Source organism: bacterium (assembly GCA_037128595.1).
GTDB lineage: Bacteria > Verrucomicrobiota > Kiritimatiellia > CAIKKV01 > CAITUY01 > JAABPW01.
Genome location: JBAXWB010000003.1, coordinates 136,172 through 151,425 on the forward strand (window position 1 = coordinate 136,172; position 15,254 = coordinate 151,425).

Annotated in this window: 17 protein-coding genes; 12 read left to right on the forward strand and 5 right to left on the reverse strand. The window is 58.8% G+C overall.

Features of this window, described 5'->3' with window-relative positions; genetic code table 11:
- Window positions 1-4 precede the first annotated feature (4 nt).
- Entirely contained in the window at window positions 5-943 is a 939-nt protein-coding gene (locus WCS52_02685) for an exosortase/archaeosortase family protein (protein MEI6166078.1), read from the forward strand.
- On the opposite strand, the gene WCS52_02690 is transcribed toward WCS52_02685, so the two are convergent.
- The 5 genes from WCS52_02690 to WCS52_02710 form a co-directional block, all read right to left on the reverse strand.
- Entirely contained in the window at window positions 928-2,511 is a 1,584-nt protein-coding gene (locus WCS52_02690) for a fibronectin type III domain-containing protein (protein ID MEI6166079.1), read from the reverse strand. The two genes, WCS52_02685 and WCS52_02690, sit on opposite strands and share 16 nt — an antisense overlap.
- Entirely contained in the window at window positions 2,508-2,954 is a 447-nt protein-coding gene (locus WCS52_02695) for a response regulator transcription factor (GenBank protein MEI6166080.1), read from the reverse strand. Before WCS52_02695 ends, WCS52_02690 begins: the two co-directional genes overlap by 4 nt.
- Before the next feature lie 20 nt (window positions 2,955-2,974).
- The gene (locus WCS52_02700) at window positions 2,975-3,652 is read right to left on the reverse strand and encodes a fibronectin type III domain-containing protein (protein ID MEI6166081.1); all 678 of its coding nucleotides are present in this window, start codon (window positions 3,650-3,652) and stop codon (window positions 2,975-2,977) included.
- A gap of 125 nt (window positions 3,653-3,777) precedes the next feature.
- Window positions 3,778-4,434, reverse strand: coding sequence for a response regulator transcription factor (locus WCS52_02705; GenBank protein MEI6166082.1), 657 nt, complete (start codon window positions 4,432-4,434; stop codon window positions 3,778-3,780).
- Window positions 4,431-5,525: a PAS domain-containing sensor histidine kinase gene (locus WCS52_02710; protein MEI6166083.1), complete on the reverse strand. Its 1,095-nt coding sequence runs from the start codon at window positions 5,523-5,525 to the stop codon at window positions 4,431-4,433. Before WCS52_02710 ends, WCS52_02705 begins: the two co-directional genes overlap by 4 nt.
- A 197-nt stretch (window positions 5,526-5,722) precedes the next feature.
- Here WCS52_02710 and WCS52_02715 point away from each other — a divergent pair, with 197 nt between their 5' ends.
- From WCS52_02715 to WCS52_02765, 11 genes are all read left to right on the forward strand, one after another.
- Window positions 5,723-6,922: a saccharopine dehydrogenase family protein gene (locus tag WCS52_02715; GenBank protein ID MEI6166084.1), complete on the forward strand. Its 1,200-nt coding sequence runs from the start codon at window positions 5,723-5,725 to the stop codon at window positions 6,920-6,922.
- 36 nt (window positions 6,923-6,958) lie between these two features.
- A complete protein-coding gene (gene mscL / locus WCS52_02720) occupies window positions 6,959-7,384 on the forward strand; it encodes a large conductance mechanosensitive channel protein MscL (GenBank protein MEI6166085.1) in 426 nt (141 codons plus the stop codon).
- A 47-nt stretch (window positions 7,385-7,431) separates the two neighbouring features.
- Complete coding sequence (locus WCS52_02725) at window positions 7,432-8,436, forward strand: hydroxyacid dehydrogenase (GenBank protein MEI6166086.1); 1,005 nt, start codon at window positions 7,432-7,434, stop codon at window positions 8,434-8,436.
- Window positions 8,433-9,215, forward strand: a complete 783-nt coding sequence (locus tag WCS52_02730; protein ID MEI6166087.1) for a TIM barrel protein — start codon at window positions 8,433-8,435, stop codon at window positions 9,213-9,215. The genes WCS52_02725 and WCS52_02730 overlap by 4 nt, the downstream gene beginning before the upstream one ends.
- Window positions 9,216-9,328: 113 nt before the next feature.
- Entirely contained in the window at window positions 9,329-9,892 is a 564-nt protein-coding gene (locus WCS52_02735; protein ID MEI6166088.1) for an XRE family transcriptional regulator, read from the forward strand.
- Window position 9,893: 1 nt separating this feature from the next.
- Complete coding sequence (locus WCS52_02740) at window positions 9,894-11,261, forward strand: glycosyl hydrolase (GenBank protein MEI6166089.1); 1,368 nt, start codon at window positions 9,894-9,896, stop codon at window positions 11,259-11,261.
- A 22-nt stretch (window positions 11,262-11,283) separates the two neighbouring features.
- Window positions 11,284-11,730 carry a cupin domain-containing protein gene (locus WCS52_02745; protein MEI6166090.1) on the forward strand — a complete coding sequence of 149 codons (447 nt, stop codon included), beginning with the start codon at window positions 11,284-11,286 and terminating at the stop codon, window positions 11,728-11,730.
- Window positions 11,727-12,380: a bifunctional 4-hydroxy-2-oxoglutarate aldolase/2-dehydro-3-deoxy-phosphogluconate aldolase gene (gene eda / locus WCS52_02750; protein MEI6166091.1), complete on the forward strand. Its 654-nt coding sequence runs from the start codon at window positions 11,727-11,729 to the stop codon at window positions 12,378-12,380. The genes WCS52_02745 and eda overlap by 4 nt, the downstream gene beginning before the upstream one ends.
- Before the next feature lie 31 nt (window positions 12,381-12,411).
- The gene (locus WCS52_02755) at window positions 12,412-13,566 is read left to right on the forward strand and encodes a Gfo/Idh/MocA family oxidoreductase (protein MEI6166092.1); all 1,155 of its coding nucleotides are present in this window, start codon (window positions 12,412-12,414) and stop codon (window positions 13,564-13,566) included.
- Window positions 13,563-14,333, forward strand: a complete 771-nt coding sequence (locus tag WCS52_02760) for a 3-ketoacyl-ACP reductase (protein MEI6166093.1) — start codon at window positions 13,563-13,565, stop codon at window positions 14,331-14,333. Before WCS52_02755 ends, WCS52_02760 begins: the two co-directional genes overlap by 4 nt.
- A gap of 124 nt (window positions 14,334-14,457) precedes the next feature.
- Window positions 14,458-15,174 (forward strand): hypothetical protein, encoded by a 717-nt coding sequence (locus WCS52_02765; GenBank protein MEI6166094.1) that lies wholly within the window; start codon window positions 14,458-14,460, stop codon window positions 15,172-15,174.
- Window positions 15,175-15,254: the final 80 nt, after the last annotated feature.

Below are 15,254 nucleotides of genomic sequence, written 5' to 3' on the forward strand. Positions count from 1 at the left end.
CACCATGGCAACGGTTGGCAGGTTATGCCCTCAGATGCCGTGGAGTGGATTCCGGGTGTTCCTGGGGTTGTGGAGCGCGGCTTTTGCGGTCGTTCTGATCAGGCTTATCCGGTTCTCCTTCGGGTCTGAACTGGATTCATATATTCCCTTGATCCCCTGTATCTCGGTTTATCTGCTCTACATAAAGCGGCACGTGCGGGCGTCCGATTCCCCGGTCGTTCCCTGGGCGGATTCCGGCTTGGCGGTTCAACGCGGTATTGCCGTCCTGCTATGGGCGGTGTCAGTCGCCCTGGTTATCCTTCAGGTTGGGGTGGTGTCAGGTCCCTCGACCGGCGGTGAGGCGGTGAGGCTGTTGTTGCCGGTGACCGCCTACGTTACCGGGATCATCGGGGGTGTGATATTCTTTTTCGGGACAGGCACCTTCATGCGTGCCGCCTTTCCCCTGTTGTTTCTCTATTATATCGTGCCGATTCCCCCCTCAGTGACGCACCTCCTGCGAGTCGCGTTGCAGCAAGGCTCGGCGGAAACCGCGTATCTCCTGTTCAAGCTAACGGGAACACCGGTTTTCAGGGAAGGCCTGGTGTTCTGTCTGCCGGATTTGACGATCCAGGTTGCGGAAGAGTGTAGCGGGATCCATTCGAGCCTGGTGCTCTATATCACCAGTCTGGTCGCGGGGTATGTGTTGCTGGGTAAACTCTGGAGCCGGACCTTGCTGGTGCTCGTGGTGATTCCGCTCAGCCTCCTCCGGAATGGGGTCAGGATTGTGACGATCTCGCTGCTCACCATTCATGTTGATCCCGGAGTGATTCACGGGCCGCTCCATCAGCGGGGCGGTCCGATATTCTTCCTTCTCTCGCTGGCGGTATTTGCGGGGATAGTATGGTTATTACGCTGGTATGAAAAAAAGCAGGCACACGCCAGCGTTGCTCAGGGTTCGACCTGAACCTGGTAGAAGCATGCACCCAGATTGGTCGCATTGGTGTCGGTGTAACTGGTGAGGTCCGCCTGTCCCTGGATCGACGAGGCAATGGGGGTGAAGGGCGGCGCCGCCATCAAATTCGTGCTTCGCAATACCGTGTAAGTCCGGCCCGTCACACTAGCCCACTGAATGGTGTAGCCTATCGCAGGGAGGCCCGCCGGCGTCTTCACGCCGGTCAGTTTCAGGGTCGAATCAGGATCATAAGGATCGGTGCCGGCGAGCAACTCCTGAGTATCCGGCATCCCGTCACCGTCAAAATCATCAGGGGGCAATGCGGAAGCGAGGCTGGTGAGATTCAGGGCTGCCGCCTGAAGGGGAGTGCCTGTTGCCGCCAGCACCGCAAATGAGCTGCTGTTTCCTGTGTGCCCGGCATTATCGGTGGCGGACAGCAGGACACTGCTGGCCGAATTCGGGATCGTGATTTTCCCCTGCCACAGGCCGCTTGCAAAGGAGGTGGTCTGGGTCGGGGTAATCGTTGCGGGACTGGCAAACTGGAGCAGGAGGTTGGGGATGGAGGCGGACAGGTTGGGCCGTGGGGTGGTTTTGGACCAGAGCAAGGGGTCTCCGTAGGTCCCGTTCGCCTTGAAATAAAGGGTACGCTTCGCAACTACCGGCGTGTACATCGAGTAGCCATCACGAGTATGACTGGTATTGTTGAAGCTGAAATCCACCATCAAATTGTCAGTCCCGTTATAGTAGAACTGGGGTGAAAGCGGGAAATAGATCAGACCTGTGGCTGACACCGTCAGATTGGTCTGGTACACCACCGACCAACCGCTGCTCTCCCACACCGATTTCAAGGTGTAACTGACCAGGGGGGTGTGTTTGAGGCGGAGGGTCCAGTTTTTAAGCGTCTGGCCGGGAGCAGTTTTCACGTTCAGGGCCACCGCTTGAATCCAGCCGGCTGGCCCCACTTCGCCGGGCAGGTAAATTACCTGTGTCCGGGCATCGTCACTGGAGGTGGCCAGGGGATAGATGGAACTTCCCGAGCCGCTTCCCAGGCTGGATGTTTTCGACATCAGGCCCGAGAGCTGGACGCTCCCGCTAAAGCTGGAGACCGTGAGATTTGAGGCGTCTTGAGCGAGGAGGGAGACGTCAACCGGTGTGCCGGCGGTTTGGGGGGAAGGGACCGGGCCCCAGGTAAAATGATCCAAGGGGCGTGAGACCGACGGGGTCCATGTTAACTCCGGCGCATATTCTCCCTCGATCCCGCTCTCGTTGTAGGCGGCCACCGTTGCAAAATAGGGAAGCCCCTCCTGTAGATTGGTCAGGGTTGCGGTTAACGTAAGACCGACATCCACGGTGGCGGAGTAGACCTGTGAGTCTGTTCCGTAATGGAGGCGATATCCTGCAAGGCCCGTTATAGGGGAGCCATCCGCAGGTTGGGCGGGAGCCTCCCAGGTCAGCAGGGCCGTGGTTGCGGCCAGTGACGGGATGGGCGCGCATGGAATCATGAAGCCCAGCGCCAGAAGCCAGAGGAAGAGCGCCCCCGACAGGCGATAGGCATGGATGTTGTTACGTGTTGTTTTCATGGGTTCCTCCTGTCCTCACGAGGGAGGGCGGCTGTAAATACATGTTGAATCTCATCCATCAGGGTATTGATCACTTTACTTTTCGTGACAAAGCCGTGGGCCCCATGAGTCAGGCAGGCCGTTGCGAGGGAGGCGGCCTCATCCACAGTCATGATGATGATGCGGCTATGGGGTACCTGTTGGCGTAACTGGGAGGCCGTTTGAAATCCATCCATCACCGGCATATGCAGATCCAGCAGCACCAGGTCGGGGATGAGTTGGCGGGCTTTGTCCAGCGCTTCGCGGCCATCGGCTGCCGTGCCAACCACTTGAATGGTTTTTTGTAATTGAAGGAGGCGGGTCAGGCAGGTCAGGAATATCGACGAATCATCCACAACAAGCGTGCGAAGCGGCGGGGAGAGTTCCCCGCAGGATCCTTCCAGTACCTGTACTTTCGTTTTCATTGCGCTCGCCTTGCATAGTCCTATGGCTCCACCTGAATCTGGTAAAAGCGAGCCCCAGTGGTGGGGCTGTCAATGTCTGTAAAAGAGGTGATGGGGCCGGTGGCCTGGATCGGCGAGCCCACATTGCTGAAAGGGGGCGTCGCCATCAGGTCCATGCTCCGCAGCACCTGGTAATACCTGCCTGACACACTGGTCCACTGCAACACAGTCCCCGGAGCGCCCCTCGCAGCAGGAGCATTAGAGATCGTCATGCTGAATACGGAATGGGAATTATACGGGTCGGTGCCCGCCATTTGCTCCTCCCAGTCCGTCATGCCATCCTTATCCGTGTCAACGAGATTGGATAGCGGGGAGGTCCAGGTAAGTTCTGCGGAGAGACTGCTCTCGACCCCGGCCGCGTTGTAGGCGGCCACGGCGAAGTAATACGGCGTCCCTGCCTGGAGATTGGTGGCCGTGGCGGTAAGTGAAAGCCCGGCGGGAATCATGTTGGAGTAGCCGCCGGAGGTCGTGCCGTAGTAGAGCCGGTATCCGGCGACATCGGCCACGGGGGACCCATCGGAAGCGTTGGCGGCGGCATCCCATGCGAGGAGCAGTTCTGCCGCTTTCAGCATGTCACAAGGCATGAAGCCCAGCATGCACCCGGTCAGTATCCAGATACTGACCCGGCGCGCGCTGGTCCGGCAACCCCTGTCTAACATGTCTGGTTCTCTTTTCATGAGACCAGTATGACGCAGGGGGCAGCAAAAATAAACGTTTTGCTTTCCCTAATTCGGGCTCGTAAAACATCTAGGTGTTTTCACCTATAGATGTGGAAAATCCTGTTTCAGGCGGCGATAATATGATTACGGATCGCATAACGGACGAGTTCGGTGACGGAATGAAGGTTGAGTTTGTGCATGACATTGGCGCGGTGGGCATCCACGGTCTTGATACTGATGCCGAGCGCCACCGCCACCTCCTTATTGCTGCCGCCCTCTGTGAGAAGCTGGACAATCTCGCGCTCGCGGGCCGTCAGGCGGGGAAGCACCAGGCCCTCTTTCTGGACGGGTTGGACGGGTCTTAAATAGCCCCCCAGGACCACTTCGGAGGCCGCGCCGGTGAAGAATGGCTTATGTTGGGCAATCGCTTCAATGGCGGTGAAGAGCAGGCGTGTGGTGTCTCCCTTGAGGATATAGCCCCGTGCGCCCGTGGCAAGGACCTCGCTCACCAATTGTTCAGACTCATGGACGGTGAGGATCAGGACTTCTGTTTTCGGGCGATCTTTCAATATCTGGCGTGTGGCATCCAGGCCATTGAGTTCAGGCATGGTCACATCCATCACGGTAATATCAGGCTTCAATTGCCGGGCCAGTTCCACCGCCTGGCGGCCGTTCACCGCTTCTCCGCAGATCTGCCAGCCCGCTTGGCTCTCCAAAAGGGCGCGAAGGCCTTTGCGGATCAGCTCATGATCGTCAGCAATCAAAATGCGGAGGGGATTCATGTGTCACCCGGCTTTTCTGAAACCATGGCCCGAACGGTGGTTCCCCGGGCGCTGGATTCTATTGAGAACCGGCCGCCAAGTTGGCGCAGGCGTTCCCGCATGCCGGCAATCCCTACTCCCACCTTCGCCAGTTTACCGCCTTCGCCGGTGAGCAGGCCGGGCGGCAGTCCGCGCCCTTGGTCTTTGATTTCAAGGGTGACATGGCCGTTTTCGTGCCAGAGCCGGATATCGGCCACGGGACTTCCGGAATGGCGATGGACATTGCCCAAACTTTCCTGCAATACCCGGAAGAGGGCCTGTTCGGTAAGGGGGGGGAGCCGGCCCAGGTCGGGACTGACGTCGAGTGTCGTCTGGATTCCGCTTCGCTGTGAAAATCCAACGGTGTATTCACGGGCGGCCGCCGCCAGTCCGACATCCTCCAACAAGGGGGGGTGCAACAGGTAGGCCAGGGTCCGGATTTCACGGTTGCATTGGTCGACAATGGCGAGCGAGTCGGATAGCAGGGCATCGTCCGTGGCGTCGCGGCCTTCATTCCGTTGCAGGACCAGGCCGAGATTCATGCCGACCGCCGCCAGTTCCTGGGCCGTTGAATCGTGTAATTCGCGACCGATCCGGCGGCGTTCCTCGTCCTGAAGCTGGAGGAGATGGCAGGTCAGTTCGCGCCCTTCCGCTTCGGCATTCTTGCGCCAGGTCACGTCCCGGATGACCCCCGCCAGCTGGACGATTTTTCCGGATTCATCCGTGATGGGGCTCACGGCGACCTCCCCCTCATGCGGTCCCTGCAGGGTGGTGGCCTGTTCCGTCCAGATGACCGTGGTGTTATCCCGGATCGCCTCCTGGAATTTGGATTTCACAAAGGAATGGAAGGGTGAGGGAGTGACCTCCTGCAGGAACTTACCGATCACCTGGTCCTCATTGAGCCCGGTTCCCAGCAGGAAGGCTTCGTTGACGCAGAGGAATCGGAAGTCTTCATCAGGCTCAACCTGGAGCAGGAAGAGCCGGTCGCGTACAGAATCCGCGATGATGGCCAGGAGGTCAGGCCGGAGCAGACGAAAAATTTCCTCCGGGCTTTCTTGTTCGGGCAATTCCATGATTGAGGACTCCTTCATTGACTGATCAACAAGATACGCTGTGGGGCCCTTTCCGCAATCAGGCAACCCCTTATTATCCCCTCAGGAGATCCCTGATGGGATAGTATTTCCATCATTTGACCTTCTTCAGGCGAGTCGCTAGTATCAACCCTGTTATTTAATGAGGCACAATTCAGGTTATTCGGGAGAGCATGGTTATGAGCAAAGTTCTGATTATCGGCGCGGGTGGGGTGGGCGGCGTGGTGACTCACAAGTGTGCGCAAATGCCTGAGATCTTTGACGAGATCTGTCTGGCCAGCCGCACGGAGGAAAAGTGCAAGGTGATTGCCTCCCAGCTGAAGGCGGATATCAAGACGGCCAAGGTGGATGCCGACAAGCCCCTCGAGGTGGTGCGCCTCATCAAGAAGTTCAATCCCGATATCCTGATCAATGTGGCGCTTCCTTACCAGGACCTGTCCATCATGGAGGCCTGTCTGGCGACCGGGGTGGATTATCTGGACACCGCCAACTATGAGCCGCCGGACAAGGCGAAGTTCGAGTACAAGTGGCAGTGGAAGTATCATCGGACGTTCCGTGAACGGGGCTTGCTGGCCGTTCTGGGGTGTGGCTTCGATCCCGGCGTCTCCAACATCTTCATCGCCTATGCCCTGAAACATTATTTCGATGAAATTCATACGGTGGATATTCTCGACTGCAACGCCGGTTCCCATGGCAAGGCCTTTGCCACCAACTTCAATCCCGAGATCAATATCCGTGAGATTACCGCGCGCGGCAAGTACTGGGAGAATGGAAAATGGAAAGAGACCGATCCGCTGTCGGTTCACCAGACATTCAACTTTCCCGAGGTGGGCCCGAAGGAAATGTACCTGATGTATCACGAGGAGCTGGAATCCCTGGTCCGGAACGTCAAGGGACTCAAGCGCATCCGGTTCTGGATGACGTTTGGTGAACAGTACCTGACGCATCTGCGCGTGCTGGAGAATGTCGGGATGACCCGGATCGATCCCGTGATGTATGAGGGCAAGCCGGTAGTGCCGCTGAAATTCCTCAAGGCGATTCTGCCGGAGCCCTCCTCCCTGGGCAAGAACTACACGGGGAAGACCAATATCGGTTGCATGATGGAGGGGGTTAAGGACGGGAAGAAACGGAAGATCTACATCTATAATGTCTGCGACCATGCCCAGTGCTGGAAGGAAGTCAAATCGCAGGCCATTTCCTACACCACCGGGGTGCCGGCCGCCATCGGGGCGCGGCTGGTGGTCACGGGCGCCTGGTGCGATGCTGGCGTCTTCAATGTGGAGCAGTTCAATCCGGATCCCTTCATGGAAGAGCTCAATCACTTCGGGCTGCCCTGGAAGGTCAAGCATCTGCGGCCCGGCCAGATGCCCGTGGAGTAAGGTGTGTGAGGAAGCGCTAAACCAAAGGAGGTCCGTATGAGCATGATACAGGAGTTCAAGCAGTTTGCGATGAAGGGCAATGTGATGGATATGGCCATCGGGATCATCATCGGCGGGGCATTCGGCAAGATTGTCTCGTCCCTGGTCACCGACGTGCTGATGCCGCCCATCGGAAAACTCATGGGCGGTGTGGATTTCTCCAACCTGTTTGTCGCCTTGGATCCGGACAAGGGGCCCTTCAAGACCCTGCTCGAGGCCAAGGCGGCCGGGGTGGCCACCATTAATTATGGCCTGTTCATCAATACGGTCATTGATTTTGTGATCGTGGCCTTCGCCATCTTCCTGATGATCAAGGGGTTGAATGCCATGCATAAGAAGGAAGCCGCCAAGGCGGCCCTCCCGGCCGAACCGACCGCCGAGGCCAAACTTCTGGTCGAAATTAGAGACCTTTTAAAAAAATAACCCGGCCAGTATCTGGCCAAGGGCGATACCATAAATTTGGGAGCGGGATGAGTTCTGAACGCATGAATGCGGTGTATATTCTCGGGGACGGGATTTTTGAAAAGGTCTATGGCCCGGAGGAACAGCGTGACATTGCCGCGCGGGTGACGCTCCTGGCGCCTCCTTATAATGCCAAAACCATTCTGGAGCACCCGGAGGTGCTACGCCAAACCGACCTTATTTTCTCAAGCTGGGGAATGGCCTTGCTTGACGAGCCGTTCCTCGCCGCAGCCCCCCGGCTCAAGGCCGTGTTCTATGCGGCGGGCTCCGTCAAGGGATTCGTGACCGAGCCGTTCTGGCAGCGCCAGATTCTGTTGAGCAGCGCCTGGGGCGCCAATGCCGTGCCCGTCGCGGAATTCACCCTGGCGGCGATCCTGTTCAGTTTGAAGCAGGCGTTTCGCTTGAATCGCGCCTACTGCGCGAATCCCCGTGCCTCAGGGGACCGGACGGTGCCCGGCGCTTACGGCACCACCGTGGGGTTGGTATCCTTGGGGATGATTGCCCGGCTGGTCCGCGAGCGGCTCCGCCCCTTCGATGTCAAGGTGCTGGCCTACGATCCCTTTGCCAAGCATGAGGAGGCGGCTCGGCTGGGGGTCACGCTGGTCCCGCTCGAGGTGCTCTTCAGGGAATCGGACGTGGTATCGCTTCATACCCCCTGGCTCAAGGAGACCGAAGGGTTGATCACGGGTGATCTGCTGGCGTCCATGAAGCCGGGGGCCACCTTTGTAAATACGGCGCGGGGCGCGGTCGTGCGTGAGGCCGAAATGATTGAGGTTTTGCAACGGCGGCCCGATCTGTTCGCGGTACTGGATGTCACCTATCCTGAGCCGCCGGTGGCGGACTCTCCCCTTTACACGCTTCCCAACGTTTTCCTGACCCCCCATATTGCGGGGTCCATGGACAACGAATGCCGCCGGATGGGCCGCTATATGATTGAAGAACTCGACCGGTTCTGTGCGGGGCAGCCGCTCGCCTGGCAGGTCACCCGTGAGAAAGCGGCCCTGCTCGCATGAGAAAGATCCGTCCCGGTCTGGTCTCCATCACGTTCCGCAAGCTGACCCCGCGTCAGGTGGTTGACGCCTCGGCGGCGGCCGGGTTGGCGGGGATCGAGTGGGGCGGCGATGTGCATGTGCCGCATGGGAATCTCGCGCAGGCCGCTGAGGTGCGGCGGCTGACATCCGATGCCGGCTTGACCGTGGCGGCCTATGGGTCCTATTACCGTGCGGGTGCTTCGGAAGCCGCAGGCCTGTCGTTTGAGTCTGTCCTTGAAACCGCCCGCGTCCTCGGGGCTCCGGTCATCCGCATCTGGGCGGGACCGAAGGGCTCTACGGAGACGGATGCGGCCACCCGTGCCGGCATTGTGGCGGATAGCCGCCGGATCGCCGGGATGGCGGCTCACGCCGGCATCGTTGTGGCCAGCGAATACCACGGAGGGACGCTGACGGACACCGATCTCTCCACGACCACCTATCTGGCCGCGGTCGGGCATGATAATTTCAAGACCTATTGGCAACCGCGTGTCGGTAATGGCGTCAAAGAGGCATTAGCCAGCTTGACGCAGGTCTTGCCGCAGCTGGCCCACCTGCACGTCTTCCACTGGTGGCCGGATGCCGCCCACCGCCTGCCCTTGGCGGCAGGCGCCGATCGCTGGTCTCGCTACCTCGCCCTTGCCACCACGGTTCCCGGTGACTGCTTCGCGATGCTGGAGTTTGTGCCCGATGACGACCCGGCACTGCTTCCCGCTGAGGCGGCCACCCTGAAACAGTGGCTGAAGGCACTGCCTACTCGGTAATGGCTAGCTTTGTGCCCGGCGCTGACGGAGCCGCGCCCTCCATTTAAAAAGACATTTGACGAATATTCCCTGAAGATATATATTCCGCCTATATTTATTCTCTGGGAATATTTATGGCGACACCAAAAAATAAAAAAACGTCTGAGCCGCTCGCGAAGATGTTCGATTTTGAGATCCTGCGCGAGTTACGCAAGCGGGAAGGATGGACCATTGATGAATTATCCTCAAAAACCGGCGTGTCCCCGGCGGTGATCTCCAAACTGGAGCGGAATCAGACGTCCGCCGAACTGACCACGCTGTTCAGTCTGAGCCGGGCCTTCGGCATGAATACCACGGATCTGCTGTTGCTCGCCGAATCGCGCACCTCGCACCGCGCAACGGAATCAAGTCACCGCTCGGGGGCCTTTTCCTTCCGGGAAATTAAATACGGGAATATCCGGGCGTTGTTGGGCGAGGCCCGGGCGGGGGGACAGGTGTCCAATCCGGAAATCCATCATGATGATCTTGAGGTGTGCTGGGTCTTGCGCGGCCGGATCCGGGTTCAATTGCCCCACGAACAGCCCGTGATCAAGGCCGGTGAATGTGTCCAATTTGATGCCATTCTCGAACATTCTTATGAAGTCATTGAAGACTGTCAGATTCTGATTCTGCACCTGAAGAAAGGAAAGCGGTTCTAGTATGATCAAGATTAACAAGACCCTGTCGGCAGCGAAACTTCAGCCTAAGCTGCAGCGCTTCTGGGCGTTATCGGGCGACAAGATCCGCCGGATCGAGAAGGACTACGATGACTCCAAGGGGGCGCCGGTGTTTACCCGGCAGGGCCGCTACACCTCGCGCGGCTGGACGGAATGGACCCAGGGCTTTCAGTACGGCGCGGCGTTGATTCAATTTGATGCCACCGGGGATACGGCCTTCCTCGACCTTGGCCGGAAGCAAACCGTGGAGCGGATGGCGCCGCACCTGACGCATTTCGGGGTCCACGACCACGGCTTTAACAATGTCAGTACCTACGGGCATCTCCTGCGGTTGGCCGCTGAAGGCCGGATTGAGGCGACCCCCTGGGAACAGGCCTACTATGAACTGGCGATGAAAGTGTCGGGAGCCGTGCAGGCCCGGCGCTGGACGTCGCTCAAGGAGGGCGGATACATCTACTCCTTTAACGGCCCGCATTCACTGTTTGCCGACACGATCCGTTCCCTGCGCGCCCTGGCGGTGAGTCATCAGCTGGGTCACGCCCTGATGGGGGAGAATGACGTAAAAACCTCGCTGTTGGAGCGCGTGATCCAGCATGCCCGTACCACTGCCCGCTACGTGGTATTTTACGGGGAGGGGCGCGATGCCTATGATGTTCGCGGACGGGTCGCCCACGAGGGGGTATTCAATCTGAATGACGGGTGTTTCCGTTGCCCCAACTCCCAGCAGGGCTATTCGCCCTTTTCGACCTGGACGCGCGGCCTGGCCTGGATTCTCTGCGGGTACGCCGAGCAACTGGAATTCCTGGCGACCCGGCCGGACGCTGAACTGAAACCACTGGGAGGACGTAAGGAGATCGAGGCCCTGTTCCTGAAGGCGGCCTGTGCCACGGCGGACTTCTATCTCGAAAATACCCCCACTGACGGCATTCCCTATTGGGATACCGGAGCGCCGGGCTTGAGCCAGATGGGCCATTATTTGAGTCGTTCCGCTGATCCCTTCAATGCGCATGAACCAGTCGACAGCTCGGCGGCCGCCATCGCGGCGCAGGGACTGATGAGGTTGGGTGCGTATTTAAAGAGTCACGACTCACGACTCTCTGCTCTCTACTCTCAAGCCGGCCTGACGGTTCTCGACACCTTGCTCAGTGAACCGTATCTGAGCACGGCGGCCAGACATCAGGGCCTGGTCCTGCATTCCGTGTATCACCGGCCCAATGGCTGGGATGCGATTCCGCGTGGACAGAAGGTGCCCTGCGGGGAGTCGAGCATGTGGGGCGATTACCATGCGCGTGAGGCGGCCCTCTATGTGCAGCGGCTCATTGATCGTAAACCGTATCTCACCTTTTTTTAACACAGAACAAAGGACACACCCCATGATCGTAGCAGACTTGAGTAAGATTGAAGGCCGGCGTTATCCGGCCCGGCGACGGACCCAGAATCTGGTGGGAGGGGTTTCCCCCATCCAGGCCAAAGCCTTTGCCGTTGGATTCGTCACCCTGGATCCCCAGGGCGGACAGGTGCCCTGGCACAATCAGGAGCAGGAAGAGGTCTATTTCGTACTTGAGGGTCAGGCGGAGATGTGCCTCGGGGCTGAGCGACAGATCCTGACCGCGGGCCAGGCGGCCTACATCCCCAGTGGCGTGTTTCATCAGATCTCAAACCTGGGCTCAACCCCGTTGAAAATGATCTATACTTACGGGCCAGCAGGTGACGTGGCCCATTGGAAACAGGAACTGGCGGGCACGCTGCCGAAAGCCGGGGTCGAGGCGCCCCCGCTGCCGGCGGGTGCCACCCCGCAATGCACGGAGAAACCACTATGAACGAAAAAACGATGTTGGATCGCATTACCAGTAAACGGATCGTCCCGGTGATCGTATTGGATCATGAGGAACAGGCCGAACCCCTGGCCGAAGCCCTGCTCAAGGCGGGGCTGGATATCATGGAGATCACGTTCCGTACGGCGGCGGCAGAAGCGTCGATCCGCCGAATTGCCAGACGCTTCCCGGAAATCCTGCTGGGTGCGGGAACGGTCCTGGGCGTGGATCAGTTGAAGCGCGCCAAGGATGCCGGAGCCACCTATGCCCTGGCCCCCGGGTTTAACGAGACCGTGGTAACCGCGGCCGCCCAGGCCGGGATCATGATGTTCCCGGGCGTGATGACCCCCTCCGAGGTGGAGCAGGCGCTGGCCTTGAATTGCCGGATCCTGAAATTCTTTCCGGCGGAGGCCGCCGGCGGGGTGACCATGCTTAAGGCGCTGGAAGGGCCGTATGGTCACACCGGTGTGAAGTTCCTGCCCACGGGCGGCATCGGCCTGGACAACATGCGTAGTTATCTGGAACGCCCTTGCGTCGCCGCCATCGGCGGGTCCTGGATTGTGGAGAAGAAACTGATCGCAGGCAAGGAGTGGGGCAAAATTGAGCAATTGACGAGGGACGCCCTCGTCCTTGCCGCATCCGTAAAGGTGCATTGAATTGCAACTAAAGGAGAACATCATGAGTGATATAAAAATACATAATGTCGGGATTATCATGAACGGGGTGACGGGGCGCATGGGGACCAACCAGCACCTGTTGCGCTCAATTTGCGCCATCATCAAACAGGGTGGGGTCAAAATCAGTGACTCTGAATTTATCATGCCCGATCCCGTCCTGGTCGGACGCAATTCAGTCAAGTTGCAGCAACTGGTCAAGCGGGCCGGCCTGCCTCTCCGCTGGACGACCAACCTGGATGAGGTGATGGCGGATAAGCATAATATCATCTATTTTGATGCGCAGACCACGGACCGGCGTGCCCAGGCCGTGAAGCAGGCAATCAAGGCCGGCAAGCACATCTATTGCGAAAAGCCTACGGCGGTTTCGGTCGAAGCGGCCTATGAACTTTATACCCTTGCCAAAAAAGCGGGGGTCAAGAACGGGGTGGTTCAGGATAAGTTGTGGCTACCTGGCCTGATGAAGTTGAAGGAACTCATCCATCGCGGCTTCTTCGGGAAGATTCTTTCCGTGCGCGGTGAGTTCGGGTACTGGGTGTTCGAGGGAGATACCATTCCGCTTCAGCGTCCCTCCTGGAATTACCGCAAGGAAGATGGCGGCGGGATGATCGTGGACATGCTCTGCCACTGGCGGTATGTGCTGGATGATGTCTTCGGCGCAGTTCAGGCGGTATCCTGCCGCGGGGCGACGCACATTGAGACGAGGTATGACGAAGCGGGCAAGCCGTATACCTGTACGGCCGATGATTCAGCCTATGCCACCTTCGAGCTGGCGGGCGATATCCTGGCGCAGTTCAATTCCTCCTGGTGCACGCGCGTGCGACGCGACGACCTGCTCACGTTGCAGGTGGATGGCACGCTGGGGTCGGCGGTGGCCGGGTTACGCGATGTGGTGATTCAGTCCTACGGGGCCACCCCGCGCGCCGTCTGGAATCCCGACATCCCACAGCCGATCAACTTCCAGGATGGTTGGCAGAAGCTGCCGGAACAGCGCGAGTACGACAATGCGTTCAAGGTTCAATGGGAACTGTTCCTGCGCCATGTCGTCAAGGATGAGCCCTTCCGTTGGACCTTGCTGGAAGGCGCCAAGGGTGTGCAACTGGCCGAGAAGGGGATCGAATCATGGTCCAAGCGGGCCTGGGTGACGATTCCGGAGCTTAAGGCATGAGCAAAGTAGCGTTGGTGACCGGCGGAAGCCGGGGGATCGGGATGGGAGTCGCCCAGGCTCTGGCACGGGATGGGTTTGACTTATGTGTGTGCGGGATGCGTGCCGCATCCGAGGTAACAGGGGTCCTGGCTCCGCTGCGGGAAACGGGTCGGGAAATCCTGTATGTCAAAGCGGATGTCAGCCTCAAGGCTGACCGGGAAAACCTGGTGGCTGAAGTCCGGCGGCATTTCGGCCGGCTGAATGTCCTGGTGAACAATGCCGGGGTGGCGCCGTCCGTGCGGGCGGATATCCTTGAAGCGACCGAGGAAAGTTTCGAGCGGCTGATCCGCATCAATCTGCAGGGGCCCTATTTCCTGACCCAGGCGGTGGCGAACTGGATGATCGAACAGAAGCAGGCCAGTGCCGCGTTTACCGGGTGCATTATCAATGTCTCCTCCATTTCCGCCGCGGTGGCGTCGGTCAATCGTGGCGATTATTGCATTACCAAGGCCGGCGTCAGTATGGCCACCAAGCTATTTGCCGCCCGGCTGGGTGAATACGATCTGCCCGTCTTTGAAATCCGGCCCGGCATTATCAAAACCGATATGACCTCCGGTGTGACGACCAAGTACGACAAGCTGATCGGCGAGGGGCTGCTCCTGCAAGCCCGCTGGGGCGTCCCGGCCGACGTCGGCCGCGCCGCGGCCATGCTGGCCCGCGGCGATCTGGCCTATTCCACCGGCCAGGTCATCATGGTCGAGGGTGGCCAGACGGTGCAGAGGCTGTGAGAAGAGTTTCTAAATAAAATCTAAATAACTCCTTGCGCATTTAGCTAATAAAAGCTAAAACGCGCTCATCTAATAGATAGCTATACGAAGCTATCTTTAAGCTGTGGCGCAAGGAGGTGGTTGGGTGAGGCGGAATCGCGTTTTCGAAATAGCAGTATGCGGGCTGTGTGGCGGCTGGCTCGCCATTGGCGAGGTGACGGCGGGGGACCGCCCTGAAGCCGCCGACTCCAATATTGTCCTTTCCCTGCTCGCGCCAGCAGGCGGGGCGATCCGTCTTCAGATTGATTATCCCACCACGTTTTCAAACCGGCTGGATATCTATGTATCCACCAATCTCCAGAGCGGCCGGTGGGGTCTTCGCGAGGCGGGCCTCCCTGCGGCAGGCAGTCCTGCGTTGGTATGGACGGATTTAACTAACCCGGATGCCCGCCTCTGTTTTTATCAGGCCGGGAATGCGGATCTTGATACTGATCAGGATGGGCTGGCGGATGCCCGTGAAACCTTGATTTATCAAACAGATCCTCAGTCCCCGGATTCTGACTCCGATGGGGTTCCGGATGGTGCCGAGATAAGCCGTGGCACCGACCCGCTATCCGGGGGTTCCTCCGTCATCATGCTCTACGCCGATTCTGATGCCGGTGCAGATGGGTATGACGGATACGCCCCGTTGGTATCAGGTGGGCATGGCCCCAAACGTTCACTCCGAGCGGCTTCCGAAGCGAGTTATTCCCATGATGTGATCCAGTTAAGCGGGGTGACCCTTTTTGATGAGCCAGCGCTGGTGTTGGGGATCCATGACGTGACGGTGTGTCCGTTGGGCTCAGTTCGGGTTCAGCCATGACAAGAGGTTTTGACTGAGCAAAACCCTCCATTAGGCAGGATAGGGAGTGAAATCTAAAAGGAGGGCGCCGCTCTGTCGGC

What these genes read in the sequence shown, in the direction of transcription:
- WCS52_02685 (MEI6166078.1), top strand. Translation starts at nt 5, where the DNA reads ATGGCAACGGTTGGCAGGTTATGCCCTCAGATGCCGTGGAGTGGATTC.
- WCS52_02690 (MEI6166079.1), bottom strand. Translation starts at nt 2,511, where the DNA reads ATGAAAACAACACGTAACAACATCCATGCCTATCGCCTGTCGGGGGCG.
- WCS52_02695 (MEI6166080.1), bottom strand. Translation starts at nt 2,954, where the DNA reads ATGAAAACGAAAGTACAGGTACTGGAAGGATCCTGCGGGGAACTCTCC.
- WCS52_02700 (MEI6166081.1), bottom strand. Translation starts at nt 3,652, where the DNA reads ATGTTAGACAGGGGTTGCCGGACCAGCGCGCGCCGGGTCAGTATCTGG.
- WCS52_02705 (MEI6166082.1), bottom strand. Translation starts at nt 4,434, where the DNA reads ATGAATCCCCTCCGCATTTTGATTGCTGACGATCATGAGCTGATCCGC.
- WCS52_02710 (MEI6166083.1), bottom strand. Translation starts at nt 5,525, where the DNA reads ATGGAATTGCCCGAACAAGAAAGCCCGGAGGAAATTTTTCGTCTGCTC.
- WCS52_02715 (MEI6166084.1), top strand. Translation starts at nt 5,723, where the DNA reads ATGAGCAAAGTTCTGATTATCGGCGCGGGTGGGGTGGGCGGCGTGGTG.
- mscL (MEI6166085.1), top strand. Translation starts at nt 6,959, where the DNA reads ATGAGCATGATACAGGAGTTCAAGCAGTTTGCGATGAAGGGCAATGTG.
- WCS52_02725 (MEI6166086.1), top strand. Translation starts at nt 7,432, where the DNA reads ATGAGTTCTGAACGCATGAATGCGGTGTATATTCTCGGGGACGGGATT.
- WCS52_02730 (MEI6166087.1), top strand. Translation starts at nt 8,433, where the DNA reads ATGAGAAAGATCCGTCCCGGTCTGGTCTCCATCACGTTCCGCAAGCTG.
- WCS52_02735 (MEI6166088.1), top strand. Translation starts at nt 9,329, where the DNA reads ATGGCGACACCAAAAAATAAAAAAACGTCTGAGCCGCTCGCGAAGATG.
- WCS52_02740 (MEI6166089.1), top strand. Translation starts at nt 9,894, where the DNA reads ATGATCAAGATTAACAAGACCCTGTCGGCAGCGAAACTTCAGCCTAAG.
- WCS52_02745 (MEI6166090.1), top strand. Translation starts at nt 11,284, where the DNA reads ATGATCGTAGCAGACTTGAGTAAGATTGAAGGCCGGCGTTATCCGGCC.
- eda (MEI6166091.1), top strand. Translation starts at nt 11,727, where the DNA reads ATGAACGAAAAAACGATGTTGGATCGCATTACCAGTAAACGGATCGTC.
- WCS52_02760 (MEI6166093.1), top strand. Translation starts at nt 13,563, where the DNA reads ATGAGCAAAGTAGCGTTGGTGACCGGCGGAAGCCGGGGGATCGGGATG.